This is a genomic window from Natronosalvus sp. KLKA75 (assembly GCF_059736265.1).
Map to the genome: position 1 here is coordinate 815306 of NZ_CM185522.1, position 23015 is coordinate 838320.

22 protein-coding genes are annotated in these 23015 nt (G+C 62.5%); 15 read left to right on the plus strand and 7 right to left on the minus strand.

What is annotated here, in order from left to right:
* Positions 1 to 24: 24 nt before the first annotated feature.
* Entirely contained in the window at positions 25 to 978 is a 954-nt protein-coding gene (gene kdgK1, locus AC6I65_RS03945) for a bifunctional 2-dehydro-3-deoxygluconokinase/2-dehydro-3-deoxygalactonokinase (protein ID WP_497902767.1), read from the minus strand.
* Positions 979 to 1103: 125 nt separating this feature from the next.
* Positions 1104 to 2234 carry an RNA 3'-terminal phosphate cyclase gene (gene rtcA, locus AC6I65_RS03950; RefSeq protein ID WP_497902768.1) on the minus strand — a complete coding sequence of 377 codons (1131 nt, stop codon included), beginning with the start codon at positions 2232 to 2234 and terminating at the stop codon, positions 1104 to 1106.
* A gap of 254 nt (positions 2235 to 2488) precedes the next feature.
* On the opposite strand from rtcA, the gene AC6I65_RS03955 reads away from it, so the two are divergent.
* From AC6I65_RS03955 to AC6I65_RS03965, 3 genes are all read left to right on the plus strand, one after another.
* Complete coding sequence (locus AC6I65_RS03955) at positions 2489 to 3775, plus strand: MFS transporter (RefSeq protein ID WP_497902769.1); 1287 nt, start codon at positions 2489 to 2491, stop codon at positions 3773 to 3775.
* A gap of 124 nt (positions 3776 to 3899) precedes the next feature.
* Positions 3900 to 4448: a GNAT family N-acetyltransferase gene (locus AC6I65_RS03960; protein ID WP_497902770.1), complete on the plus strand. Its 549-nt coding sequence runs from the start codon at positions 3900 to 3902 to the stop codon at positions 4446 to 4448.
* Between the two features lie 223 nt (positions 4449 to 4671).
* On the plus strand, positions 4672 to 5982 hold the full coding sequence (locus AC6I65_RS03965; protein ID WP_497902771.1) for an RNA-guided endonuclease InsQ/TnpB family protein: 1311 nt from the start codon (positions 4672 to 4674) through the stop codon (positions 5980 to 5982).
* A 76-nt stretch (positions 5983 to 6058) separates the two neighbouring features.
* Here the strand turns inward: AC6I65_RS03965 and AC6I65_RS03970 are convergent, their stop codons facing one another.
* A complete protein-coding gene (locus AC6I65_RS03970; RefSeq protein ID WP_497902772.1) occupies positions 6059 to 7360 on the minus strand; it encodes an RNB domain-containing ribonuclease in 1302 nt (433 codons plus the stop codon).
* Positions 7361 to 7622: 262 nt separating this feature from the next.
* Between AC6I65_RS03970 and AC6I65_RS03975 the strand changes: the two genes are divergently transcribed.
* The 4 genes from AC6I65_RS03975 (at position 7623) to AC6I65_RS03990 (ending at position 11734) form a co-directional block, all read left to right on the plus strand.
* Positions 7623 to 9110: a sensor histidine kinase gene (locus AC6I65_RS03975; protein ID WP_497902773.1), complete on the plus strand. Its 1488-nt coding sequence runs from the start codon at positions 7623 to 7625 to the stop codon at positions 9108 to 9110.
* 45 nt (positions 9111 to 9155) lie between these two features.
* Positions 9156 to 9617 carry a response regulator gene (locus AC6I65_RS03980; protein WP_497902774.1) on the plus strand — a complete coding sequence of 154 codons (462 nt, stop codon included), beginning with the start codon at positions 9156 to 9158 and terminating at the stop codon, positions 9615 to 9617.
* A gap of 321 nt (positions 9618 to 9938) precedes the next feature.
* Positions 9939 to 10922 carry an ABC transporter ATP-binding protein gene (locus tag AC6I65_RS03985; RefSeq protein WP_497902775.1) on the plus strand — a complete coding sequence of 328 codons (984 nt, stop codon included), beginning with the start codon at positions 9939 to 9941 and terminating at the stop codon, positions 10920 to 10922.
* On the plus strand, positions 10919 to 11734 hold the full coding sequence (locus AC6I65_RS03990) for an ABC transporter permease subunit (protein WP_497902776.1): 816 nt from the start codon (positions 10919 to 10921) through the stop codon (positions 11732 to 11734). The genes AC6I65_RS03985 and AC6I65_RS03990 overlap by 4 nt, the downstream gene beginning before the upstream one ends.
* Before the next feature lie 64 nt (positions 11735 to 11798).
* Here the strand turns inward: AC6I65_RS03990 and AC6I65_RS03995 are convergent, their stop codons facing one another.
* On the minus strand, positions 11799 to 12086 hold the full coding sequence (locus AC6I65_RS03995) for a DUF7562 family protein (protein ID WP_497902777.1): 288 nt from the start codon (positions 12084 to 12086) through the stop codon (positions 11799 to 11801).
* 144 nt (positions 12087 to 12230) lie between these two features.
* Between AC6I65_RS03995 and AC6I65_RS04000 the strand changes: the two genes are divergently transcribed.
* The gene (locus AC6I65_RS04000; protein ID WP_497902778.1) at positions 12231 to 12710 is read left to right on the plus strand and encodes an RNA-binding protein; all 480 of its coding nucleotides are present in this window, start codon (positions 12231 to 12233) and stop codon (positions 12708 to 12710) included.
* An 81-nt stretch (positions 12711 to 12791) separates the two neighbouring features.
* Here the strand turns inward: AC6I65_RS04000 and AC6I65_RS04005 are convergent, their stop codons facing one another.
* Positions 12792 to 13505, minus strand: a complete 714-nt coding sequence (locus tag AC6I65_RS04005) for a DUF1028 domain-containing protein (RefSeq protein ID WP_497902779.1) — start codon at positions 13503 to 13505, stop codon at positions 12792 to 12794.
* Positions 13506 to 13595: 90 nt separating this feature from the next.
* Complete coding sequence (locus AC6I65_RS04010; protein ID WP_497902780.1) at positions 13596 to 15122, minus strand: S8 family peptidase; 1527 nt, start codon at positions 15120 to 15122, stop codon at positions 13596 to 13598.
* 193 nt (positions 15123 to 15315) lie between these two features.
* On the opposite strand from AC6I65_RS04010, the gene AC6I65_RS04015 reads away from it, so the two are divergent.
* Positions 15316 to 15672, plus strand: coding sequence for a cell division protein SepF (locus AC6I65_RS04015; RefSeq protein WP_253433197.1), 357 nt, complete (start codon positions 15316 to 15318; stop codon positions 15670 to 15672).
* Positions 15673 to 15979: 307 nt separating this feature from the next.
* Here AC6I65_RS04015 and AC6I65_RS04020 read toward each other — a convergent pair whose 3' ends face one another.
* Complete coding sequence (locus tag AC6I65_RS04020; protein WP_497902781.1) at positions 15980 to 16108, minus strand: DUF8595 family protein; 129 nt, start codon at positions 16106 to 16108, stop codon at positions 15980 to 15982.
* A 111-nt stretch (positions 16109 to 16219) separates the two neighbouring features.
* Here AC6I65_RS04020 and AC6I65_RS04025 point away from each other — a divergent pair, with 111 nt between their 5' ends.
* From AC6I65_RS04025 to AC6I65_RS04050, 6 genes are all read left to right on the plus strand, one after another.
* The gene (locus tag AC6I65_RS04025) at positions 16220 to 17389 is read left to right on the plus strand and encodes an NAD-dependent epimerase/dehydratase family protein (protein ID WP_497902782.1); all 1170 of its coding nucleotides are present in this window, start codon (positions 16220 to 16222) and stop codon (positions 17387 to 17389) included.
* Positions 17382 to 18332, plus strand: a complete 951-nt coding sequence (locus AC6I65_RS04030) for an NAD-dependent epimerase/dehydratase family protein (RefSeq protein WP_497902783.1) — start codon at positions 17382 to 17384, stop codon at positions 18330 to 18332. The genes AC6I65_RS04025 and AC6I65_RS04030 overlap by 8 nt, the downstream gene beginning before the upstream one ends.
* 4 nt (positions 18333 to 18336) lie before the next feature.
* On the plus strand, positions 18337 to 19344 hold the full coding sequence (locus tag AC6I65_RS04035; RefSeq protein WP_497902784.1) for an NAD-dependent epimerase/dehydratase family protein: 1008 nt from the start codon (positions 18337 to 18339) through the stop codon (positions 19342 to 19344).
* 80 nt (positions 19345 to 19424) lie between these two features.
* Positions 19425 to 20276: a TrmB family transcriptional regulator gene (locus AC6I65_RS04040; RefSeq protein WP_497902785.1), complete on the plus strand. Its 852-nt coding sequence runs from the start codon at positions 19425 to 19427 to the stop codon at positions 20274 to 20276.
* Between the two features lie 118 nt (positions 20277 to 20394).
* Positions 20395 to 21456, plus strand: a complete 1062-nt coding sequence (locus AC6I65_RS04045; protein ID WP_497903157.1) for a glycosyltransferase family 4 protein — start codon at positions 20395 to 20397, stop codon at positions 21454 to 21456.
* 4 nt (positions 21457 to 21460) lie between these two features.
* On the plus strand, positions 21461 to 22984 hold the full coding sequence (locus AC6I65_RS04050; RefSeq protein ID WP_497902786.1) for a flippase: 1524 nt from the start codon (positions 21461 to 21463) through the stop codon (positions 22982 to 22984).
* The last annotated feature ends 31 nt before the right edge of the window (positions 22985 to 23015 follow it).

Sequence of the window (23015 nt, forward strand, 5' to 3'; positions counted from 1 at the left end):
GGGAGGAGAGGGTGGGGTGGGGGTTCAGCGCGAGATCGACTCGCCGCTGTCGGCGACGACCGCGTCGACTTCCGCCTTTGTGAGGAGGGCAGCGTCGCCCGGAATCGTCCGCTTGAGGGCGGCCGTCGCGGCGGCGTACTCGAGCGCTCGACCGACGTCATCGCCGGAGAGCCGGCGAGCGATGAACGCGCCCGTGAAGGCGTCGCCGGTGCCGATGGGGTCGTGCGTCTCGGTCTCGTAGGCGTCGTGGTCGTGGACGACGTTGTCGTGCCAGGCGAGCGCGCCTTGGTCGCCCCGGGTGACGACGACGGTTCGGAAGTCGAACTGGGAGCCGAGCTTGTGGGCGAGCTGACGGGGGTCACCCTCGTAGCCGAGCACGGTACGGGCGTCGCGGGCCGCGATCACGAGCACGTCGATTCCGGGGAACAGTTTCGTCAGGGTGTCTCGCGCCTCCTCGGGCGACCAGAGCTTTCGCCGGTAGTTGAGGTCGAAGGCGGTGGTCGTGTCGTTCTGTCGCGCCGCTTTCAGGAGCTGTGCCGTGGTCTCTCGGAGGGTCGGCGACAGCGCGGGGGTGATGCCCGAGGTGAAGAAGACCCGAGCGTCCCGGATGAGGTCGATGTCGAACTCCTGGGGTTCGGCGGTCGTGATTGCGGCGTCCGATCGGTCGTAGACGACGTTCGTTCCGCGGGGCTTGCCTCCGTGCTCGAGGTAGTACGTCCCCTGGCGGCCCTCGTCGCTCCAGACGACGTCGGTGTCGATGCCGTACTGCTGGAGTTCGCCGACGACGCGCCGACCCAGGGGGGAGTCCGGGAGCTTCGAGGTCCAGGTCGAGACGGCGCCGAGTCGCTCGGCGGCGACGGCCACGTTGCTCTCGGCGCCCGCCGCGCGAACCTCGAACTCGCTGGCGGTCTCGAGGCGTTCGTGCCCGGGTGGCGAGAGGCGGAGCATCGTCTCGCCGAAGGTGACGAGGTCGCTCACGCGTCTCCCTCCCGGTTCGGTCGGACGGTGGTGATAGTGAATCGCTGGCTCATAGGTCGCAAAACGGAGGGCCGTGCTATAAGTTGTGTCGTTGGTGGCGGTATCTCACTCTCTCACTTTCACTCTCACTCGAGACTCGTCTCGGCGACCAGGACGGTCGACCCGCCGTCGTTCTTCCGGTGCTCGGGCTCGAGGTCGAGATCCAGGTCGGAGCCAAACGCCTCGAGCAGTCGCAGGCTCGTCTCGACGTGGTCGGTTACGGCCGGAATCCGCAGGCGGCCGCCGCCGAGAACGAGGAAGTCGAGGAGTTGATCGGCGAGATGGACGTCGACGCTTCCGTTTCCCTCGAGAAAGGCGACGGCGGCGTCGGCGGCTTCCTCCCCGACGCGCTCGGCCGGTTTGCCGGGTTCGCCGAGGGCGCCGAAGCCGGCCCGGAGACGGGGCCTCGATGCGGTTTCCGGCGAGCCGTCGGCGAACTCGTGCTCGAACTCGAGGCCCAGCACAATTACCGAACCTGGACAGGCGCTCTCGGCCGTCGTCTCGACACGCTCGCGGATCTCGAAATTCGCCTCACCTGCACCGATTCGTGCTCGCAACCGCCCGAGGGCACCCTCCGCCTGCCGTTTCGCGACGTCGGCGTCGGCCAGCGCGGCGGCTTCCGTCGAGTAGACGCGCACACCCGCGAGGTCGCCCCGGCTTTCGAGGTCGAGCGGTTCGAACCGCGAGGGAGCGAGGTGAAGCCGCAGTCGGCCGCTGCCCGCGGGATAAAAGCCGCGCTGGTCGACCTCAACGGCGGCCTGCAGGCCGTACCGACGGAGGAGTGGGAGTTTGACGTAGCGCAGGTAGTCCACGGGCGGCGACCAGGTGACGTCCGTCCCACCCGTGGCGGTCAGAATGAGCGGCGACTCGAGGCGGGCGGCGAGGGGGAGGACGGCGTCGAAGAGGAGGGTGAGGCTGCCGGCGGTGCCGACGTCGACGGCGTATTCCCCGCCCGAAATTTCGACTGCGCCGTCGCTGCCCGATCTCGCATGAGGGTCGAATTCGACCGTCTCGGCCTCGAGTTCGTCACCCGAGACCTCGGCGTCGGTAATCGCCGCCATCGCCTCCAGAACGGCCAGGTGCTGGTTCGCCAGCCCCGGATTCGGCCGGTCGCCGCGGACGCCCTCGAGGCGAACGGACTCGCCGGTGAGCGCCGAGAGGGTGAGCGCCCGCCGGAGGAACTGGCCGCCGGCGTCGTACCCGTCGAGGGTGTGCATACCTGCGTGGTCGAGCGCGTCGTGGAAAGGTCTTCTCGTGGTGTGTCACGTCGCGGGGTGTGCCATGGCGCATCCGTGGGGATCGCTCGAGTGAGACGGACACGACCGCTCGAGACGAACGCGAGGACTGCGGTCGAATGGAACAACGGTGACGGAGGGCGCCGGTGGAGCCGCGAATCTCTCTCGAACCCCGTTCGCGATGAACGCTTCCGGAACCTGAATCGTTAGGTCACTCGAGTCGAGAGAAGACAGTCATGCGAGGCTGGCGCGACCCGCTCACTCGCCGGTGGTTCCTCTGGGGGACCCTCGGCGTCGTCTTCTTGCTCGTGAACGTCTACCGGCTCTCGACGGCCGTCCTCGCCGAGGAGCTGATGGCCGGATTCCGGACCACGGGCGCCCAGCTCGGAACGCTCCACGCGATTTTCTTCTGGATCTACGCGCTGATGCAGTTGCCGACGGGGATCCTGGCCGACCGAATCGGTCCCCGACGGACGGCAGCCGCGGGCGGGCTCGTGATGAACGTCGGCGCGATCTGGTTCGCGCTGGCCACCAGCTACGCGGGGGCGCTGGTCGCCCGCGGACTCGTCGGCCTCGGGGCGAGCGTGATCTTCGTCTGCATCCTCCGGTTCTGTGCCAGCTGGTTCCGGGCCGACGAGTTCGCCACCCTCAGCGGCCTCAGCTTCGCGGTTTCGGGCGTCGGCGGCGTCCTCGCGACCACGCCGCTCGCGATCGCCGCGGAATCGGCGGGCTGGCGGGCGACCGTCGGCGCGCTCGGGGTCTTCGGCGTCGCGTTCAGCGTCGTCGTCTACGCGGTCGTTCGGGACACGCCCGAACGGGCCGGCTTCGACCCGATCGAGGGCGTGCCCGGCCAGCCGACGCTCTCGACGGCCGCCGTCATCCGCCACGTCCGAACCGTGCTCTCCGATCGCGTCACCTGGGTCGCCAGCGTGATGCTCTTCTGTACCTCCGGACTCAACCTGACGCTGTTCGGGCTGTGGGGCGTTCCGTACGTCGTCCAGACCTACGACGTCTCCGTGACCCATGCCTCGCTCTACACCCTCGCCGGCGGCGTCGGCATGATCGTCGGCCCGCCGTCGATCGGCTGGCTCTCGGACCGCCTCGAGCGCCGCGTCGAGTTGATGGTCGTCGGCGGCGTCCTCTACGTGGCCTCGATCGGTCTCGTCGCCGCGCTGGGGCGGCCCCCGATCGCCATCGTCGGCTTCGTCTTCTTCGTAGCGGGCATCCTGCTCGGCGCGTTCGTCCTCGGGTATCCGCTGGTGAAAGACCGCCACGACGCGAGCGCGAGCGGCATCTCGACCAGCGTGATCAACGGCGCAGCCTTCTTCGGGGCCGCCGTGCTCCCGACGGCGATGGGCGTCGCTCTCGACACCTACTGGACGGGCGAACTCGAGGCCGGCGTTCGCGTCTACACCGCGACCGGGTACCGGATGGCATTCGTGATCGCGACCGCCGCGGCCGTTGTCGCGCTCGCGTGTACGCTCTGGTTGTATCGGTATGCGGCGGACGGCTCGAGCGTCTGACGGCCCGCACGAGTAGCACCCTTCCAGGCGTCGACCGATGCCTGAAACCGGAAGAACGCTATCAGTTTCACCCAGAACGTAACTAGCCGCACACTTTTTCGTCTTTGCCCTCTGACAAGCCATCGTGACCGACTCGAGCCGCCACCGATCCACTCACTTCGTCCGACCCGCGCGCCTCGAAGACGCCCGAGCGATCCGGGCCGTCGCCCGCGAGAGCTGGCACGCCGCGTACGACGACCTCCTCGGCCCCGAGACCGTCGAGACGGTGACCGACGAGTGGTACGCCCTCGAGGGCCTGCACGAGTCGATCCAGTCGAGGGACAGCCACCTGCTCGTCGCCCCCGAATCCGACGATGGCGAAGCGGATCGAACCGACGAACTCGCCGGCTTCGTCCACGTCGGCCAGTGGCCGGACGAACCCGCCGTCGGCCACCTCGCTCGCCTCTACGTTCGCTCGAGTCACTGGGGGCGCGGGCTGGGAACGTCGCTCTGTGAGCGCGGAGAACGAGCGCTCGAGGACGTCGGCTACGACCGGATTCGCCTCGAAGTGTTCGCGAGAAACGAGCGCGCAATCGACTTTTACGAGGGTCGAGGGTACGAACCCGCCGCCGAGGTAGTCGAAGAACTCGAGGGCGAGACGTATCGGGTGTCGTTGCTCGAGAAGCTGTTATGAGTTCTTGATATCCACCCACGACTGAAGTCGTGGACTTTCTCCTCGAATCTGTGTAACCGCGTTTTCCGCAATTCAGCGTAATTCAAGGTGGAGCCTCCGGCCTCAAGGAGCGAACGAAGTAAGCGAGTAGGCCGGAGAGGAAACCGACATGGGACGACACAACCAGCATACTGCGACCGACTGACTCCCGAACGTATACGTACCGCCGTGTCTTCTCTGAAGTATGGACGTGCGTCGAACCGCCGTCGTGAAACTCGCCGTTTCCGACGAGCAACGCGACGCACTCCATCGAACCGCCGAGCAATACCTGTACTGCGCGAACCAAACTGCCGACTACTGTTGGTCAGGAACCTCGTTCACCGAATGCAGGATCAACAAACGGCGGGTTCGAGACGCGCTCTACTCCGACCTCCGCGAAGAGACGGACCTACAGGCACAACTCGTCCAGGCCGCGATACGTCGCGCTGTCGAATCCATCAAAGGCGTCGTTGAACGCTGGAAGAAGGGACAGCGCGTCTCTTGCCCGACGTTCACCGCCGAAACGATGGACTACGACACGCGGAGCGCGACCTTCTACCGGAACAAGGTGTCGCTGGCAACTGTTGAAGGTCGGGTCGAACCCTCGTTCGTTCTTCCGGCAGACAGTCCGACGCCTTACGAGCGGTACGTTCTCTCCGAGGACTACGAGTTCCGCGAGAGTACGCTTCGGTACGACGCGGCAACAGACGAGTTCTACCTCAATATCTCGATCCGGCGGTGTGAGGTGGACGGCGTTGACGAGACGCGCGTCTCGTCCGCACACCAGAACGCTTCACGTTCTGGGGACGACGACGCGGAGGTCTTGGCAGATACTGAGCACCCCGACCAAACGGTCCTCGGCATCGACCTCGGCGTCAACAGTCTCGCCGTCTCCTCGACCGGCACGTTCTGGCAGGGCAGTGAGTACGACCACTGGTGTCGTGAGTTCGAGAAGCGACGTAGAGCGATGCAACAGCGCGGCACGCAAGCCGCACACAACGCCTTGCTTCGACTCGGGAAACGCGAAGAAGCGTGGCGCAAGCAGTACATCCACACCGTCGCCAACGAAATCGTCACGGAAGCCGTCGAACGCGGTTGCGACGTGATCGCGTTCGAGGACTTGACCGACATACGCGAGCAACTTCCACAGGCGAAGTGGCACCACGTCTGGGCGTTCCGACGCCTCTTCGAGTACGTGGAGTACAAAGCGCCTGAACAAGGCGTCTCCGTGGAACAAGTCGCGCCGAACCACACGTCCCAACGCTGTTCTCGGACGGACTGTGGGTTCACGAACGAAGCCAACCGACACGGAGAACGCTTCTGTTGTGCGAAGTGCGGGTACGAGGTGAACGCGGATTACAACGGAGCGAAGAACATCGGGCTACGCTACGCCCGGAAGCGGATACACAGACTCCGTTCCTCGCCCACGTCGGGGAGCGGAGACGCAGAAGTAGACCTGCGTGTGAATGGTGGGACGGTGAACGGCAAGAGCCACCGGCCTATTGCCGGCGACTGATTTCCGGGAGTCCACATCAAAACCCCACCCTCGAGGACCGAGGCGCGTCTGCGCCGAGGGAGTAGGGTGGGGTAGTTTACAGCGTATTGTCTGCCTCTTCAGCGTCCTCGACGACCTCGAGCCCTCGGTTGTTCACCGCCATCGGATCGAGGCCGACCTCCTGGAGGAACTGTTTGTACTCGCGCTCGCAGGTCTCGGCGGCCTTCTGCTTGTCGCTGGCCCGGTCACAGAGGGCGACGAGGTTCTCCGGCACGTCGTTCTGGTAGACGATCCAGTGGTTGATCAGGTCCGAGAGGCGGCGGATGGGGCTCGTGAAGTGGCCGTAAATCTCGAAGTTGAGCGCGTGGTGGCCGCCGAACGGGTCGTTCATGTACTTCGCGCGGGGCATCACCTTCATCACGGCCCACTGGATCTTGTCGAGTTGTCGGCCCGGCGCGGTCTCGAGAGTCGCGTTGACCGCCTTCCGGGGCTCGTCCCAGGTGTCGCCGGGGATGGAGACGCCGTCGAGGTCCTGGATTTCCTGGAGGGCCTTCGACCACTCGTCGGGCGTCGGCTGGGGGTGGACGCGGTACATCGCCTCGACGCCGCGAGACCACATGAGTTCGTGCGTGACGGCCTTGTTGGCCTTGAGCATGCACTCCTCGATGATGGTGTGGGCGCGGTCGCGGCTGGGGTTCAGGACGAGGGAGCCGTCTTCCTTGCGGATCTCGTGCATCTCGTTGGCGACCTCGTAGACGAGCGCGTTCTCCTCGTGGAGGGGTGCGTCGGGGTCCTCGAGTCGCTGTTCGGCCTGCGAGTAGGTGAGCCGTTCGTCGGACTCGATGACGGACTTGTAGATGTCGATGGACTCGTAGCTCAGCGTTTCCTTGTCGAGGTGCATCTCGACGGTGTGGGCCAGTCGCTCCTCGTTGGGCACGAGCGAGCAGACCGACTCTGCCAGCACCGGCGGCAGCATGTGGATGGTGTAGGCGGGCAGGTAGACCGTGTTGCCGCGCTCGACGGCCTCGTTCCACATCTCGGATTCGGGGTGAACGTAGTGGGTCACGTCCGCGATGTGAACCCAGAGGACGTACTCGTCCTCGCGCTCTTCGATCGAGAGCGCGTCGTCGAAGTCCTGGGCGTCGATGGGGTCGGTCGTCCACGTCGTCATGTCCCGGAGGTCACGCCGGTGCTCAAGTTCCGCGTCGATGTCCGCCTGTGGATCTTCGGTCAATTCCTTGGCCTCTTCGAGAACACTCGCGGGGAACTCGTCGCGGATCTCGAACTTCTCGAAGAGGTCTTCGCGCTTGTTCTCGAGGTGGCGGGCCAGGTCTTCGGAGATCTGGACGGGACCTTGCCCCTCGGCCGTGCCGGCTGCGGCCTGTGCGTCGTCGCTCATACCCTCGGCTACGAACAGGAGGGCCAAAGTCGTGTCGGGACGCGTGCGCGGCGTTTCGTGCCAGCCGTGCGAAGTGGTCGAGGAACTGAACGCGTCCTGGAACGACCGGTGCGAACAAAACACGGTCCGCTGCAATTCTCGATTCGCTCCGGGAGCTTCAAGTGGGTGACAAGGCATATTGTGTCGTATGTTACCACTCTCTTGGAGGGAAGGCGGGGAACAGGCAAAGGCTACTTACCGATAGACATCGAGGTACGTGACAATGAGTCAGAAGGCAGATCGGAGCCGTCAGCAGGAACTGCGGACGGGGAAATCCGCCACCGTCGATTCGCTGACCCTGGAAAGCGGACTGGAGGCGCTTCGGTCGAGTCCGGCGTTTCACGGGACGGTCGAACCGCTCGACGGACTCGACGATCTGGAAACCTGCGAGCACATCGCGCTGTTCTACCGGTCCCGCGAGGAACGGTTCGCCACCGTTGCCCCATTTATTCGACAGGGTATCGAGCGCGGCGAGCGGGTCATGTACGTCATCGACGACCTTCCGAAGTCCGCAATCCTCGCGGAACTCCGCGGTGGCGACGTCGACGTCGACGCGGCGCTCGAGTCGGGTCAGCTGACGTTCCACTCGCTCGAGGAGACCTACCTCCGGTCCGGGCGCTTCGACCCCGACGACATGCTCGAGGTGTACGCCGACGCGATCGAGGAAGCGAAGGAGGAGTACCCGGCGCTTCGCGTGACCGCGAATACGAACTTCATCCTGGACGAGTACGCGACCCTCGAGGACTTCATGGCCTACGAGAGCCGCGTCAACGACCTCTTTCGCGGCGAGGACTGCATCGCCCTCTGTCACTACGATTGCGAGCGCATCCCACCCGAGACGCTCGTCGACGTTATCCGAACGCACCCGCACCTGGTGTACGAGGACACCGTCTGTCACAACTTCTACTACACGCCGCCGGAGGAGTTCTTCGAACCCGACGAACCCACCCGCGACGTCGAGCGAATGCTGAATACGCTGGTGGACCGCGCTCTAGCGCGGTCCGAACTCAACGAGACGGTCGCGGAACTCGAGGAGTCCAACGAGCGACTCAGGCGGTTCGCCTACGTCGCCTCCCACGACTTACAGGAGCCGCTGCGGATGATCTCGAGCTATCTCCAGTTGCTCGATTCCCGCTACGCGGACGACCTGGACGAGGAGGCGCGGGAGTACATCGACTTCGCCGTGGACGGCTCCGACCGGATGCGGGAGATGGTCAACGGATTGCTCGCGTACTCGCGGATCGACATGGACGAGGCGGACTTCGAGCGAGTCGAGTGCGACGACGTCGTCGAGGACGTGCTGACCGATCTACAGGTGCAGATCGACGAGACCGATGCTACAGTCGACCTCGAGCCGTTACCCGCGGTCCGCGGTGAGGCCCACCAGCTCGAGCAACTGGTCTCGAACCTGGTCTCGAACGCGATCAAGTACAGTGGCGACGAGATACCTCGAATCGAGATTACCGGCGAGAAACGGGGTGACCGCTGCGTCTTCTCGGTCGCCGACGACGGAATCGGTATCGATCCGGAGTACGTCGACCAAATCTTCGACATCTTCAATCGACTCCACTCGAACGATGAGTTCCAGGGGACTGGCATTGGGCTCTCGCTGTGTCGAAAGATCGTCGACCACCACGGCGGTGACATCTGGGTCGACTCGGAACCGGGCGACGGCACGACGTTTTACTTCACTCTTCCCGCGGCGGCGTAAATCGGTTCACAGCTCACAGGCTCAGTAGTTCACAGGTTTACAGTAATGACCGAGGAACCGTTCGACATCCTGGTAATCGAGGACAACCCCGGCGACGTTCGGCTCATCGAGAACGGATTCGACGAGAGCGACGTCCCGCGTTCGCTGACCGTCGTCACCGACGGTGCGGAAGCGCTCGACTACCTCTATCGACGAAACGGCTACGAACCCGCGGCGAAACCGGACCTCGTGCTGTTGGATCTGAACGTGCCGAAACTGACCGGCAATGCAGTGCTCGAGCGGATTACCGACGACCCCGACTTTCGTTCGACGCCGATACTCGTTCTCTCGGGCTCCCAGTCAGACGACCACGTTCTGGAGACCTATCAGCTGGGGGCGGACGGGTACTTCGTCAAACCGGTGGACCCCCACGAGTTCATCTCGCTCGTCAAAACGATCGGGGATTCGCTGGCCTCGCCCGGGTCGCTCCCTTCGGGGGAGTTCGCCGACGTCGATCAGCCCTCGTGATCCTAGTCGGGAGAAAACGGGTCTCGGTATGGGACGCCTGCACGTAGAACGGCTAGCCGTTGCGGGAGCGCGACCCCGGCGAGAGCGAACGGTTTCATTGGCCGTCTGCCAGTCGCCCGCGTTCGAGTATCTGTAATCGTCCCACCTGAGCATCTGCAGTTGCCCCCGCTCGAGCATCGACCACAACCCGTGATTTACTATGCCTTTTATAGTATTGTGCCGCCGTGCAGAAACGACCACGTTCCGTCTCTCTCGAGTCGATCAACCAGTTCGCGAAGAACACGTTGGAATTTATATGTTTCCAGCAGAGAGTGTGTGGAGATGACGACGATTGCCCTCCACGACGTCGCGAAACGGTATGGCGACGTCACCGCACTGGCCGGCATCGACCTCGAGGTCGAATCCGGCGAGGTCTTCGGCTTCCTGGGCCCGAACGGGGCCGGCAAGTCGACGACTATCGACATCCTGATGCGCTACACCCACCCCTCGAGTGGGCGGGTCGAGGTGCTGGGTCACGACGTGACGAGCGACCCCGTCGCCGTCCGCGAGCGGACCGGCATTCTCCCGGAGGGGTACGCCCCCTTCGAGACGATGACCGGCCGTCAGCACCTCGAGTACGCCATCGCGGCCAACGACGCCGACGACGACCCCGACGTCCTGCTCGAGCGCGTCGACGTGGCCCACGCGGCCGACCGCAAGGCCATCGGCTACTCGAAGGGGATGACCCAACGCCTGGGGCTAGCGATGGCCCTCGTCGGCGAACCCGAACTCCTGATCCTCGACGAACCCTCGACCGGGCTCGATCCACACGGCGTCCGACTGATGCGTCAGATCGTTCGCGAGGAACGCGACCGGGGCGCGACGGTCTTCTTCTCGAGTCACATCTTAGAGCAGGTCGAGGCCGTCGCCGACCGAGTGGGAATTCTCCGGCAGGGCTCGCTGATCGCCGTCGACACCATCGACGGTCTCCGGTCGGCTAACGAGAGCGACGGCGAACTCGTCGTCGAACTCGAGACGGCCGGCGAGGTTCGTGAACGCGTTGCAGGTGGCGAGGTCGGGGCGGGATCGAACCCACCGCCAGGAGCACAGGTCGGCCTCGAACCGGTCGTCGCGGCCGTCGACTCCCTCGCGGGCGTCTCCTCGGTGCGTCGAGACGGCGACGCGCTCGTGATCACCTGCGCGACGGAGGCGAAACTCGACGTGCTGGATACGATTCGCGACCAGGGAGCGACGATTACCGACTTTACGACCGCGGAGACGTCGCTCGAGGAGCTATTCGTCTCCTACACGGAGGGCGAGCGATGAACTGGCGACTGCTCGCGAGCAAGGAGTTCGGCGACGCGATTCGCAACTACCAGCTGTACGCGATGGCGGCGCTCTTCGGGCTCGTCTTCGGCGTGTTTGGTTACATTCACGTGCGGAACGTGCGACGCGCTCGCGTTCACGACTACCTCTCGGCGCCCGAACCGATCGAGTTCGTCACGATGCTCTCGTTGCTCTGTATCGTGCTGATCCCGGCTACCGGGCTGATGCTCTCGTACGAGGCTATCGTCAAGCGACGCGATGGCGGCCAGCTCACGCTCGTGCTGGGAATGCCCCACGACCGACGCGACGTCGTGATCGGGTCGCTGGTCGGGCGGTACCTGGTGTTCCTCGCACCGCTACTCCTAGGCGTCGTCGTCGCGGTCGCGATCCTCCTCGGGTTCGGCGCGACGGTTCCACTGGCGGCGCTGGCCGGATTTACGCTCGCCACCGCCGGTCTGGGACTGGCCTACGTCGCCATCGGCATCGGTCTCTCGGGACTGCTCCGATCGCCCTCCTGGGCCGCCGTCTGTGCCTTCGGCGTGTTCATGCTGTTCGTCTTCGTCTGGCGGGTGGTCCCCGACGGCGTCGTCTACCTGCTTTCGGGACTCGAGTTCCCCGACGAACTCCCGTGGTGGCGCCCCTACGTGGCGACGCTCTCCCCGAGCGTGGCCTACGAACGGGTACTCGACGCCTACGTGTTCGACCGGGCCGGCGAGGATGCGCCGTCGGTGTTCGGCGTGGCAGTCTTGCTCGTCTGGGTGATACTCGCGCCGCTGGCGGGGTATCTGCAGTTCGACCGGACGGACCTCTAGCGTTCGATGTACATCGACCTCAGGTCGACGCGCACCCACCTGCGACCGTCCGCGCGGCCCGTGATCACCGCTCCTCGACCCGCCGGCGCTCCTCGAGCGAACACAGATACCGCCGCAAAAACGCCTCCTGGGAGTGCTCGCCAGCCTCGAGGTCGGTGAGCTGGGCCTCGAGGCCGTCACGGCCGTATCGACAGAGGTCGCCGTCGCAGGGTTTACAGAAGTACTCGAAGGTCTTGCCCTCGCGTTCCCAGCGATTGCCGTACTTGTCGTACTCGCGGGCCTCGGATCGCGGAACCGTCTCGCCGCAGGCGATGCAGGTCACGGTCTCCGTTCGCCACCGGGAGAGCCACATACGTCGGCTATTGGTGTGCGCCTACTTAGCAATTCTCACGGCACGTGTGACGGTCACGATTGACGACCGAGACGGGCGGTGACCTCGTGATCGAACTGGCCTCGAGACGGGCGTTTTATAGCTGACGTGACCGTGGTGGCGCGTATGCAGGTCAAATCGCGACACCACCTCCGCAGCGACGCCATCTCTGAGATCGAGACGGCCGTGTCCAACCGTCTCGGCGTCACGCTCGCGGGCGACACCTACGAACGCGTCGAGTTCGAGGACAGCGACTGGGAGGTCGTCCTGGTCGACGGCGCCCCCGAAATCGCCTACTTCGACGACGAGCCGTTCCCGACCGTCCGCGGGGCGAACGCCTACGATCCCGACTACCGGATCGTGACCGTCGACGCGGGCGCGGTCTCGTTCGTCTCCGACGGTGCGGACGTGATGCGCCCGGGGATCACCGAAGCCGACGGCGAAATCTCTGAGGGGGACCTCGTGTTGATCGCCGAGGAGTCCCACGGCAAGGTGCTGGCGATCGGGCGCGCTCGCGTCTCGGGGACGGAGATGGTCGGCGAGGAGGGGAAGGTCGTCGACTCGCTGCACCACGTCGGCGACGACCTCTACTCCTTTTCTGGATAACGCTCGACCTGTTCGCGTTTGCGGGTCTCCTACGTGCTTCCAACCCTCGAGCGACGGTACATCCAACCCTCGAGCGATGGCTCACTCCTCGCTCGCGTCGATGTCGTCCTCCTCGTAGGCGTCCTCGTACTTCTCGAGTGCCGTCTCGTAGCCCTCCCGTGCCAGGTCGAAGGTCTCCCGGAGGTCCGCGATCGGCTCGAGGGTCGCGTCGACCCGGAGGTCGTCGTAGAACGGCTCGAGTTCGCGCTCCTCGGTCGTCGCGACGCGGACGGCCGCGCTCTGGACCCGCAGTTCCTCGCGCTTGTCGCCCCCTTCGGCGTGGCCGGCGGCGAGGGCGTCGGTCAGGCGTTCGGCGAGCGGCGTGTCATCGTCCCCCGAGTCGGTGTAGGCCGTCGCGGTCGCCTCGATCACGGACTCCCCGGTCAGGAGGTTGCCGGCGACCGTGTAGCCGTCGCCGCTCATGTGTCCGTACCAGTCCTTGCAGTCTTCCCCCGAGAACGTGAACTCGCCGTCGCGGTCGACGCCGTGGAGTTGGCGGTTCGAAGCCCCCTCGTCCGCGTTGAGCAGGCCCTCGAGGGCGTCCTCGACGGCGAGTCCGTCGTCGACGTACTGGATTCCTCGCCGACCGAGGTCGACGTTCACCAGGCTCTGGGTGGCGACGGCCCCGTTCTCGCTGACGAACGGGCAGAGTGTGCCGACGCCGGGAAGCCGGGTCGTCACGGCGACGCCGAACCGGTCGTGTTCCTCGCCGTCGTCGTCCTCGTACGTCTCGTGGACGCAGATGCTGAACGTCATGTCGTCCGGGGGCACGTACTCCGCCGGCAAAAAGGGACGTCTCCCGGCAGCCCGGGAGTGCTCGAGGGACGGTCGAACTGGCTCGTCCGCTCAGTACGCCTGGCTGTCGCTCGTTTCGTTGCCCGCGGCGTCCGTCACCGTCACTCGGACGCTGTCGGGACTGTCACGCGTCCGCAGGTCGTCCTCGCCCGAGGCGCTCGAGCCGCTGACGCTCGTGGTCTGGCTGTCGAGTACGCTGGTGCCCGAGAGGAGTTCCGTCGTCACGCTCGCGAGGTCACCGTCGGCGTCCGAGACGGACCAGCTGACGCTCGCGCGCGACCAGGGCCCGCTCGAGCTGGTGGAGACGGCGAACTGGTCGATGGTGGGTGCGGTGTCACCGTCGCCACCGTCACCGCCGTCTCCGCCGTCGTCATCGTCACCGCCGTCGAGTCCGAGCGAATTCGCCACGTTCAGCCGACCCGCACCTTGCTCGTTGCTGGCGAGGCCGACGTCCTCGGCGCCGTCTTTCAGGAGCTGTCGGACGTTTGCGGGATCCTCGCCGGCACCGATCAGGCTCGCGGCTGCGCCGGCGACGTGCGGGCAGGCCATCGAAGTCCCCGAGAATTCGGCGTAGTCGCTGCGCGGGATCGACGAGAGCACGTCGACGCCGGGGGCAGCGATTTCGATCTCCGGTCCGGTCGAGGAGAAGTCCGCGAGGTCGTCGTTGGAATCGGTCGCGGAGACGGCGATGACCTCGTCGTACGCAGCCGGGTAGCCCACGCAGTCGGAACAGGGGCCGTCGTTTCCGGCCGCCGCGACGATGACCTTCCCCTGCTGGTCGGCGTACTGACAGGCGTCGCGGACGACGCTCGAGTCGTCGCCACCGAGGCTCATGCTCAACACGTCGATCTGGCCCTGGTCGGCAGCCCACTCGATGCCCGCGGCGATGCTGTCGTACGAGCCGCCGCCCGAACAGTCCAGTACCTTGACCGCGTGCAGGGTGGCGTCCGGGGCGACGCCGATGACGCCCAGTCCGTTATCGGCCGCGGCGGCCGTCCCCGCGCAGTGGCTCCCGTGATCGTTGTCGTCGTCCCAGACCTCGAGGCACTCGCTGATGTCGTTGCCGCCGCCGAAGGGACCGCCGCCACAGCCGGTGTCACACTCCGCGTCGCCCGCGGCCCAGCCCTCGCCGAGGTTCGCCGAGAGCGTCTCGTGCTGGGCGTCGATGCCCGTGTCGATGATCGCGATGTTGGCGCCGGCGCCGGTCTCGCCGTTGTCGACCGCCACGTCGGCGTCTACCAGGTCGATACCGTACGGCGTCGTCTGCTCGAGGGCGTGCATCCGACCGTTTTGCTCGACGTAGCGAACGTTCGGATTGTTCTCGAGCGCCTCGACCGCCTGTTCGGAGAATCGTCCCGAGAGCGCTTTGCCGACGTCGCCGAACTCGAGCTCGAGCCGAACACTGTTGGCTCGCTCGCTGGCGACCTCGAACCCGCTGTTGGCTCGCAGTCCGATGATATACTCGTCGCCCCGTCCGGACGCCTGTCCGGCCAGTGCCGTCGCGGCGACTCCAGCTCCGACTCCGTGCAGCAGCGTTCGTCGTGAGATGTGTTCCCGTGACATGGTATTATCAACCACGACCACACTCACCATACTTTACCATATAAATGTTCTTATGATACTCCGAAAAATGAATTCTATCTGATAGGCGAATAACAATTAGGTGGATTGCAACAAGCTGGTATTGCCGTTACGAAATCGGGGAGGACCGTGAAGTCGCGAGACAGCGTCTGACGTAAGAACTATACTCCAGCGCGGGACCATTGACGCTATGGGATTAATGAGCAAGATCCTCGGCAGCGGGCAGACGCGCACCGCCGACGAGTACGTCGAACTCGACCTCGACGACGTCACGCCGTCGACCGGGGACGCCGGAATGTCCGTCCACATCGCCGAAATCGGGGGGCAGGTTGACGCCATCGACATCAAAGACGCCGTCTACGACGGCGACATCGTCATCGCCGACATCACCCGCCTGCGCACCAAGGACAGCACGACCGAACACATCGTCGACGAACTCCGACAGGTCGCCCGCGAGGTCGACGGCGACATCGTCCAGAAGGGTGACGACCAGCTCATCATCACCCCGACCGGGATTCGGATCGGGCGGGAGAAACTGGGTCGGTAAGGTTCAGGAACTTCGCTTCTCGAGGGCTCGAGCGTCATCGAGCGTGGCCTCTGTCATACACTAACTAGCAGCGATGGTGAACACGATTGGCGTTTCAAAGTTCGTTACTAACGACTCTCGTCGACTCTGCCCCTGCACCCTTTCGGCCGAATACTCCGCATCTGGAGGTCTCAGTTCTGTTTGGTTCCCGCTGAAGCGTGCGCTCAGTTCTCGCCTCGGGAGCATGTTGTTTGCGGATTAAATTGGGACTGTAAGCGTCGTAATCCGGTTGTTTCCTCTATTCTTCGGCGCTTTTATAGCAGATCCGTCAGTCGGATTCTCGCTTCTGCGCTAGATGCTCCCACACTTCGGTACACCCGCACCCATCAGCAATGTCCTCTAAGTGTCGATCGTCTCGCTCATCCTCGGCCAGGGGTTCATCGTTTGCAGAGGTCATGGTACTCAGTTTCTGAGTAACTCAATTCTCCACGAGGTCTTAGTACTTTCCCTCGGTCTCGCAGGCGATGGCAGAAGCATTATATGGTATGTACTCAAATTATGAGTAACTATGTCGATACTGGTTACGGGTGGCGACGGATATCTCGGCTGGCCTACCGCACTGCGCATCGCATCGCGAACCGACGACCGCGTGGTCCTGGTCGATAACTTCGCGAGGAGGGAGTGGGTAGAGTCCGTCGGATCGACGACAGCGGTACCGATCGCGGATATCGATGCGCGACTGGAGGCGGCCGAAGAAGCGCTCGGTCTCGAGAACCTCTCCTTCGTCGAGGGTGATTTGACCGACAGAGCATTCGTCGACCAGCTGCTCTCGGTTCACGAACCCGAGACGATCGTCCATACCGCTGCACAACCGTCCGCGCCGTACTCACAGATCAACGGCGAGCGGGCAAACTACACGCAGCACAACAATATGCAGGCGACGCGGAATCTGCTCTGGGGGCTGCACGAAGCGGGGCTTTCGGACACCCACTTTATCGAAACGACGACGACCGGCGTCTACGGGGCGCCCACGTTCCCGATTCCGGAGGGCGGGGCGACGATGGAAAACCAGGGCGAGCGAGACGACGTCCCGTTCCCGGCGATGGCCGGTAGCTGGTACCACCTGACGAAATCGCACGACGCAGCAAATATGCGCCTGGCACACAAGCAGTTCGACATTCCAATCTCGGACGTGCGAACGGCGATCACGTACGGTACCGAAACCGAAGAGACCGCAGCACACCCCGACCTGGCGACCCGGTTCGACTTCGATTACTACTTCGGGGTCGTTACCCACCGATTCTGTGCACAGGCCATCGCTGGCTATCCGATGACCGTGTACGGAAAAGGCGAACAGCGAAAGCCGTTCATCGCCCTCGGGGACGCGGTCGAAGGGCTGGCGCGCCTCGCCCTCGAAGAGACCGACCACGACGGTCTCGCCGTCTACAATCAGGTAACTCGAGCGATCAGTATCGTCGAGATTGCAGAAACCATCGCCTCCGTCGCCCACGAGTTCGATCTCGACGTCGACGTCGAACACTTCGAAAACCCGCGCGAGGAGGACGAGACGCACAAGATGGAGATCGAACACGACCGCTACGCGGACCTGATCAACGGCCAGTCGACGACGTTCGAGGACGGCGTCAGACAGATTCTCGGAACGTTGGTCGATCACGAACGGACGGTCACGGCCCACGAAGATCGGTTCCTCCCCGGCGTCCTGACGTCTGATGACTGATCTGCACGTCCTCGTGACGGGCGGCTGTGGGTACATCGGGAGCGAACTCGTTTCGCTCCTCCTCGAGGAGGAAGCCGTGGGGACCGTCAGCGTCCTGGATTCGCTGACGACTGGCTCGCCGTCGAACCTCGCCGGACGCATCGATGACGTTCAGTTTCGACGTGGTGACGTCCGCGAGTACGGTGACGTCGAGAACGCGATGCGCGACGTCGATCGAGTGATCCATCTCGCCGCGATTACCGGTGCAGCGTCGACGCACGATCGCCGTGAGGAGACGTTCGCGGTCAACTACCACGGGACGGAGAACGTGCTCACGGCTGCCGGGAAGTTCGATATCGAACACGTCGTCTTCGCCTCGTCGTGTAACAACTACGGGCGTACCGCGAGCACCGACATCGACGAGACGACCGACCAGGACCCGCTCAATCCGTACGCGGAGTCCAAGGTCGAATCCGAGGGGTTGCTTCGCGAGGCAATCGACGAGTACGGGTTCGACGGGACGGCACTCCGAATGAGCACGAACTACGGCTGGTCGCCGGGTGTTCGTTTCAACCTGGTCATCAACCACTTCGTGTTCCGAGCGCTCACCGACCGACCGCTTACCGTCTACGGTGACGGGAGTAACTGGCGCCCGTTTATTCACGTGAAAGACGCCGCGAGAGCTTACGCACACGCCGCGCTGAACCCGAACTCGTGGCCGCAACTGGTCTACAACGTGGGGGCGAACGACCAGAACTACCAGATCGCCACCATCGCGGAACTCGTTCGAGACGAACTCGATCGGGAACTCGATATCACGTACCTGGAGGACGAGCACCCAGGGCCGTCGTATCACGTGAGCTTCGACCGGTTATCGGAAACTGGCTTCGAGTCGGAATGGACCGTACGAGAGGGAATTTCGGATCTGGCAGACCGGTTACAACGATCACATCCGAGGCAATGATACTATGACAAGTCAACGATCATCGAAGCAAGACGACACGAACGAACCGCCGACGATTGCCGTCACCGGTGCGGCCGGATTCATCGGCAGCCGCGTCCTTCACCTGCTTGAACAAACGCACCCCGAGTGGTCCGTTCGCGCGATCGATAACCAGTACCGAGGTCAGGTTTCCGCGGTTGGCTCGGTTGACATCGAACACGTCGACATTCGAGATCGTCACCGGCTGGAATCGGCGCTCGACGGAGCGGACGTCGTGCTTCACCTCGCCGCGATCAGTGGGGTCGACGACTGCGATACCAACCGCGACCTCGCCTACGACGTCAACGTCACCGGAACGAACGACGTCGCGTGGTTCTGTCGGAAAAACGGATCTGCGCTCGTGTTCCCGTTTAGCATGGCCGTTCTCGGCGACCCCGACACGTTCCCGATTACGGCGGACGATCCACGGGACCCGCTCAACTGGTACGGCCGAACCAAGCTCCTCGGCGAATGCGCGATCGACACGCTGGCCGACGGCGCGTTTCCGGCCCATCTGTTCCTCAAGTCGAACCTATACGGCGACCACGTGGTCGACGGAACGGTCGTCTCGAAACCGACGGTGATCAACTTCTTCGTCAACCGAGCCACGTCGAACGAGCCGTTGACGGTGTACGAACCGGGCACCCAGTCGAGAAACTTCGTCCACGTCAAAGACGTCGCCAGGGCGTATATCCACAGCTGCGAACGGCTGCTCGAGCAACTCGAGACAGGCGATACCGGCACCGAGATTTACGAGATTGCCGGCACTGAGGATCCCTCCGTGATGACGGTCGCGGAAACCGTTCAGGCGATCGCCCGAGAGGAACTGAACGTCGACGTCGACGTCGAACTCGTCGAAAACCCGCGAAGCGGTGAAACGATGGTCGAAAGCTTCACCGTCGACACGTCGAGGGCAGACGAGCATCTTGGATGGTCACCAAGACACACCATCGAAGAATCGGTTCGAGAACTCCTGCAGCGAGCAGAGCGTTGAATTACTGACCTCAGACCAGAATCGCTCGAGGATAAATACACGGTTTTACGGTTTCACAGTCCAACCGTGGGATATCTGCTATGGGGACCGAGCCAACCGATTTGCTGCAGGAATTAGAATTGAAGGAGTACGAGGCGACGGCACTCGAGCATCTCTTGAGCGCCGGACGAACGACTGCACCGGACATCGCAAAGGCGACGGGCATCCCCAAGGCTCGCGTGTACGGCGTTCTCGAATCGCTCGCGAATTACGGCTTCATCAAGGTGATTCCCGGCCGGCCGAAGCAGTATCAACCGAAATCTCCGGAAACCGTTCTCGAGCGGGCGAAGGAGAATCGCCGCCAGGAGTACGAAGACTACTGTACCGAAATCGATTCCATCGAGTCGACGTTTCTGGAGACGTTCGGGCCCCTGTACGAGCAAGCGAACGAGGACGTGACACCGACGTCGGAACTCTTTCACGTAGTCGACGTCGGCGACCCGAGTGAGACGGAGACGCGTCAGCTCTATCAGAACGCGGCCGAAACCGTCTACGTGATTACGAACAGCTTCGCCTACTTCGAGGACATCGAAACGACGGTCGAAACCGCGCTCGAGCGAGGGCTCGAGGTCTCGGTGTTGTTCCTCGATCCCCGTAAGCTTCCGCCGGAGAAAGCAGCGGTACAGGCGGATATCGTAGATCGAATCGCCGCTGAACACCCCGCCATCCGATATCGATTCAGTGAGGAGGTACTGCCCTGGCGCGGAACGTTTATCGATCCCAGTATGGAGTACGATTCCGGGAAAGCGATCTTCCTGGTTGAAGAGACCGACGTTCCGAACCATCAGCGCCAGGCCGCGATCACGGAAAATGGCTCGTTCGTCGCGGGAATGAAGCGGTATTTCGATTTGATCTGGAGCTATGAGAGCCTCGAGTCACGGCCATCGGCCTAAACGATTACTAACCATAGCCGAAGACACTGGACCGCGAGATATTTAGCCGAGTCGTCAGCATATTCAAACAATGCGTATCCTCTACCTCACCGAGGAGCCTATTTCTTTCTCCGATGCGATGGTACGAGGTGGTGCGATACATGTCCGAAATGTCGTTTCAGGACTTCGAAAGCGAGGACACGACGTTTATCTTCTTGACTGGAACTCCAAGCCAGAACGATCGTTTCAGGTTTCGGTTGACCCCCAGTGTCGATTCGTCGAAGGGCCCCTCAGAACGCTCATTCGAGCGATTCGAATCGGACGGAGGCGTGCCGTCGATGTCATCATCTCGAAGACCCGGAAAACGTATCTTCCGGGACTGCTCGCGGCACGGAGTCTCGGCGTGCCTCACGTCGTCCACGTCGGGTCGAGCCTCGACCCGCCGGTGGAGAGTCTCTTCGGGCGATTGGACCTCGCTTCCTTCAGAACACGGCTCCGTGCGCCTCACGACGGATACTTCGTGGTCTGTGATTACATCGGTTCTCAGCTTCAGACGTACGGTGTCCACGAGGATCGTATCTTCAATGTGCTGAACGCAGTCGACGTAGACCGATTTAATCCGGAGTTGGTGCCGACCACGCTTTCCGAGCGATTCGAAAACCGAATCGAGGTTCAAGAGAGTGGCCTCTGCCTGGGATACGTTGGCGGGCTTCAACCGTATAAGGGCCTCGAGGATCTCGCCACCGCACTCGAATCAGTCGATGCTGACTGCAAACTGATCGTCGCCGGTGACGGGCCGGAACGACGACGACTCGAGCAGATTTTCGGGGAAACGGCTACGTTCCTCGGGTCGGTGCCATATGAGCAGATCCCCTCGCTGTACCACGAGTTCGACGCGTTCGTTCTCCCCTCCCATACTGAGGGGCTTCCGCGAGTAATACTCGAGGCGCAGGCAACGGCAACGCCGGTCGTGGCCACTCGAGTTGGCGGGGTCCCGGAAATCGTTCAGGACGGCGAGACAGGGTTGCTCTGTGATCCCCATCGACCGGATCAACTGGCGACGGTGATTGATCGCCTCGCGACAGACGAACGTGAACGTGAGTGGCTCGGCGAGAACGGTCGAACGGCCGTCGAGAAAGGGTTCTCCTGGGACGAGTTGTACGATCGATATGAACGCGCTCTTCGACAGGTGATCGGGTGACCAGATGAGCGATAGCGATCAAGCAATCCGGGACGTGGTCAAAGGCGCGAGCGTCATCTACGTTGGGCTGTTTCTCGAACTAGTTATCGCGTTTATAGCGCAGGTGCTCGCCGCAAGGTTTCTCTCGGTTAGCAGTTTCGGCGGTTTAACGACTGGGACTGCGCTATTAAACGTGGGCGCGATTATTGGAGGCCTCGGGTTAGCCTCGGGCCTGATACGGTACCTTCCCCGGGTAGATAACTCGGAAAAGCGGGCGATTACTCGGTTTGCGTTTAGCGTGGCTGTGATAGCCTCTCTACCATTAGGGCTGCTAGTTACACTCAATGCGGACTTCATCGCGGCGACCGTATTCAACGATCCAACAGTCGAAGCGAGCATTAGAGTCTTCGGTGCAGCAATTCCGTTTGCTGCACTTCTCAATGTCGCACTAAGCGGCTTACGTGGGCAATCGGAGTCGACACGATACGCGTTCGTTCAGAACATCTTGCACACTAGCGTTCGGCTAGTGCTTATTGTCGGAGCAGTCACATTAAGCCTCAACCAGTTCGGGTTCGCTGCAGCATATGCGATCCCGTACGGCGTCAGTCTCGTTGCTGCCGCCTATTTTCTCCATCGTTCGCTTCCAGCGGTCTCGAAACCGCTCGATAAGGATCGCCGGTCCGATGTGTTTCGATATTCTCTCCCATTTACCATCACCGGCCTCTCGAACTTCATATACAGAAGTGCCGATATATTTCTCGTTCTGCGTTTTCTGGGGAGTACAGCGGTTGGAGTTTACGGCGTCGCGTACGCGGCCGTGAGTTTTATGGGGATGTTCTCTACCGCGTTTAACTTCATTGGAACGCCGATGGCAAGCCGGCTTGAAGGAGAAGGGAATATCTCGGGTATGATTGAGGTGTACCAATCAATAACTCGCTGGCTAGTAATCGCAAGCGTATGTGCCTTTTTCCCGCTCGGCGTCTTCTCAACGGAGTTCATTAGTGTAATTTACGGTGGCGAGTATGCTGAAGGCGGTCTTGTCCTCACAATATTAGCCATCGGATACGGCATCACTAATGTCTTGAATGTCCACGGATCTCTCCTCCAAGCATTGGGAAAATCGAAGTTCCTCTCTTTTAATAACGCAGCCGCGGCGATAGCGAATATTGTTTTTAACGTCATACTGATTCCTGCAATCGGAATCATGGGTGCCGCCGTCGCAACAGCGATCTCATTTCTTATCCGTGACGGGCTGGCAACAATACAGGTTCGCTATTACGCTGGTCGGACGCCGCTCTCATCTGCTACCTTGATCCCTGTTCTAATCTCTCTTCCCTTCATCGCTATTGCAGGACTCGTCATACCAGTAATTCCTGCCTCGTTTGTTTGGCTAATCCTTGTTTCGGTAGCATTCTCCTTGACATATTTGCTAAGCATTCTCTTGGTCACTGGTATCTCCCAATACGAAGTAATGATCATCAGGTCGGTGGAGGAAAAATATGGGCTCAACATCTGGTTATTCGATGTATTGGTTAATAGATTTTCGTGAGGATCGTACTATTCGAAGATATCCTCAATGA

Bases quoted from the DNA above. Each gene is read 5' to 3' on its own strand.
- AC6I65_RS04015 (WP_253433197.1), top strand. From the start codon at position 15,316: ATGGGATTAATGAGCAAGATCCTCGGCAGCGGGCAGACGCGCACCGCC.
- AC6I65_RS03965 (WP_497902771.1), top strand. From the start codon at position 4,672: ATGGACGTGCGTCGAACCGCCGTCGTGAAACTCGCCGTTTCCGACGAG.
- AC6I65_RS03995 (WP_497902777.1), bottom strand. From the start codon at position 12,086: ATGTGGCTCTCCCGGTGGCGAACGGAGACCGTGACCTGCATCGCCTGC.
- AC6I65_RS04030 (WP_497902783.1), top strand. From the start codon at position 17,382: ATGACTGATCTGCACGTCCTCGTGACGGGCGGCTGTGGGTACATCGGG.
- AC6I65_RS03985 (WP_497902775.1), top strand. From the start codon at position 9,939: ATGACGACGATTGCCCTCCACGACGTCGCGAAACGGTATGGCGACGTC.
- AC6I65_RS03975 (WP_497902773.1), top strand. From the start codon at position 7,623: ATGAGTCAGAAGGCAGATCGGAGCCGTCAGCAGGAACTGCGGACGGGG.
- AC6I65_RS04045 (WP_497903157.1), top strand. From the start codon at position 20,395: ATGGTACGAGGTGGTGCGATACATGTCCGAAATGTCGTTTCAGGACTT.
- AC6I65_RS04005 (WP_497902779.1), bottom strand. From the start codon at position 13,505: ATGACGTTCAGCATCTGCGTCCACGAGACGTACGAGGACGACGACGGC.
- AC6I65_RS04020 (WP_497902781.1), bottom strand. From the start codon at position 16,108: ATGACCTCTGCAAACGATGAACCCCTGGCCGAGGATGAGCGAGACGAT.
- AC6I65_RS03970 (WP_497902772.1), bottom strand. From the start codon at position 7,360: ATGAGCGACGACGCACAGGCCGCAGCCGGCACGGCCGAGGGGCAAGGT.
- AC6I65_RS04035 (WP_497902784.1), top strand. From the start codon at position 18,337: ATGACAAGTCAACGATCATCGAAGCAAGACGACACGAACGAACCGCCG.
- AC6I65_RS04050 (WP_497902786.1), top strand. From the start codon at position 21,461: ATGAGCGATAGCGATCAAGCAATCCGGGACGTGGTCAAAGGCGCGAGC.
- rtcA (WP_497902768.1), bottom strand. From the start codon at position 2,234: ATGCACACCCTCGACGGGTACGACGCCGGCGGCCAGTTCCTCCGGCGG.
- AC6I65_RS03990 (WP_497902776.1), top strand. From the start codon at position 10,919: ATGAACTGGCGACTGCTCGCGAGCAAGGAGTTCGGCGACGCGATTCGC.
- AC6I65_RS04040 (WP_497902785.1), top strand. From the start codon at position 19,425: ATGGGGACCGAGCCAACCGATTTGCTGCAGGAATTAGAATTGAAGGAG.
- AC6I65_RS04025 (WP_497902782.1), top strand. From the start codon at position 16,220: ATGTCGATACTGGTTACGGGTGGCGACGGATATCTCGGCTGGCCTACC.
- AC6I65_RS04000 (WP_497902778.1), top strand. From the start codon at position 12,231: ATGCAGGTCAAATCGCGACACCACCTCCGCAGCGACGCCATCTCTGAG.
- AC6I65_RS03955 (WP_497902769.1), top strand. From the start codon at position 2,489: ATGCGAGGCTGGCGCGACCCGCTCACTCGCCGGTGGTTCCTCTGGGGG.
- AC6I65_RS03980 (WP_497902774.1), top strand. From the start codon at position 9,156: ATGACCGAGGAACCGTTCGACATCCTGGTAATCGAGGACAACCCCGGC.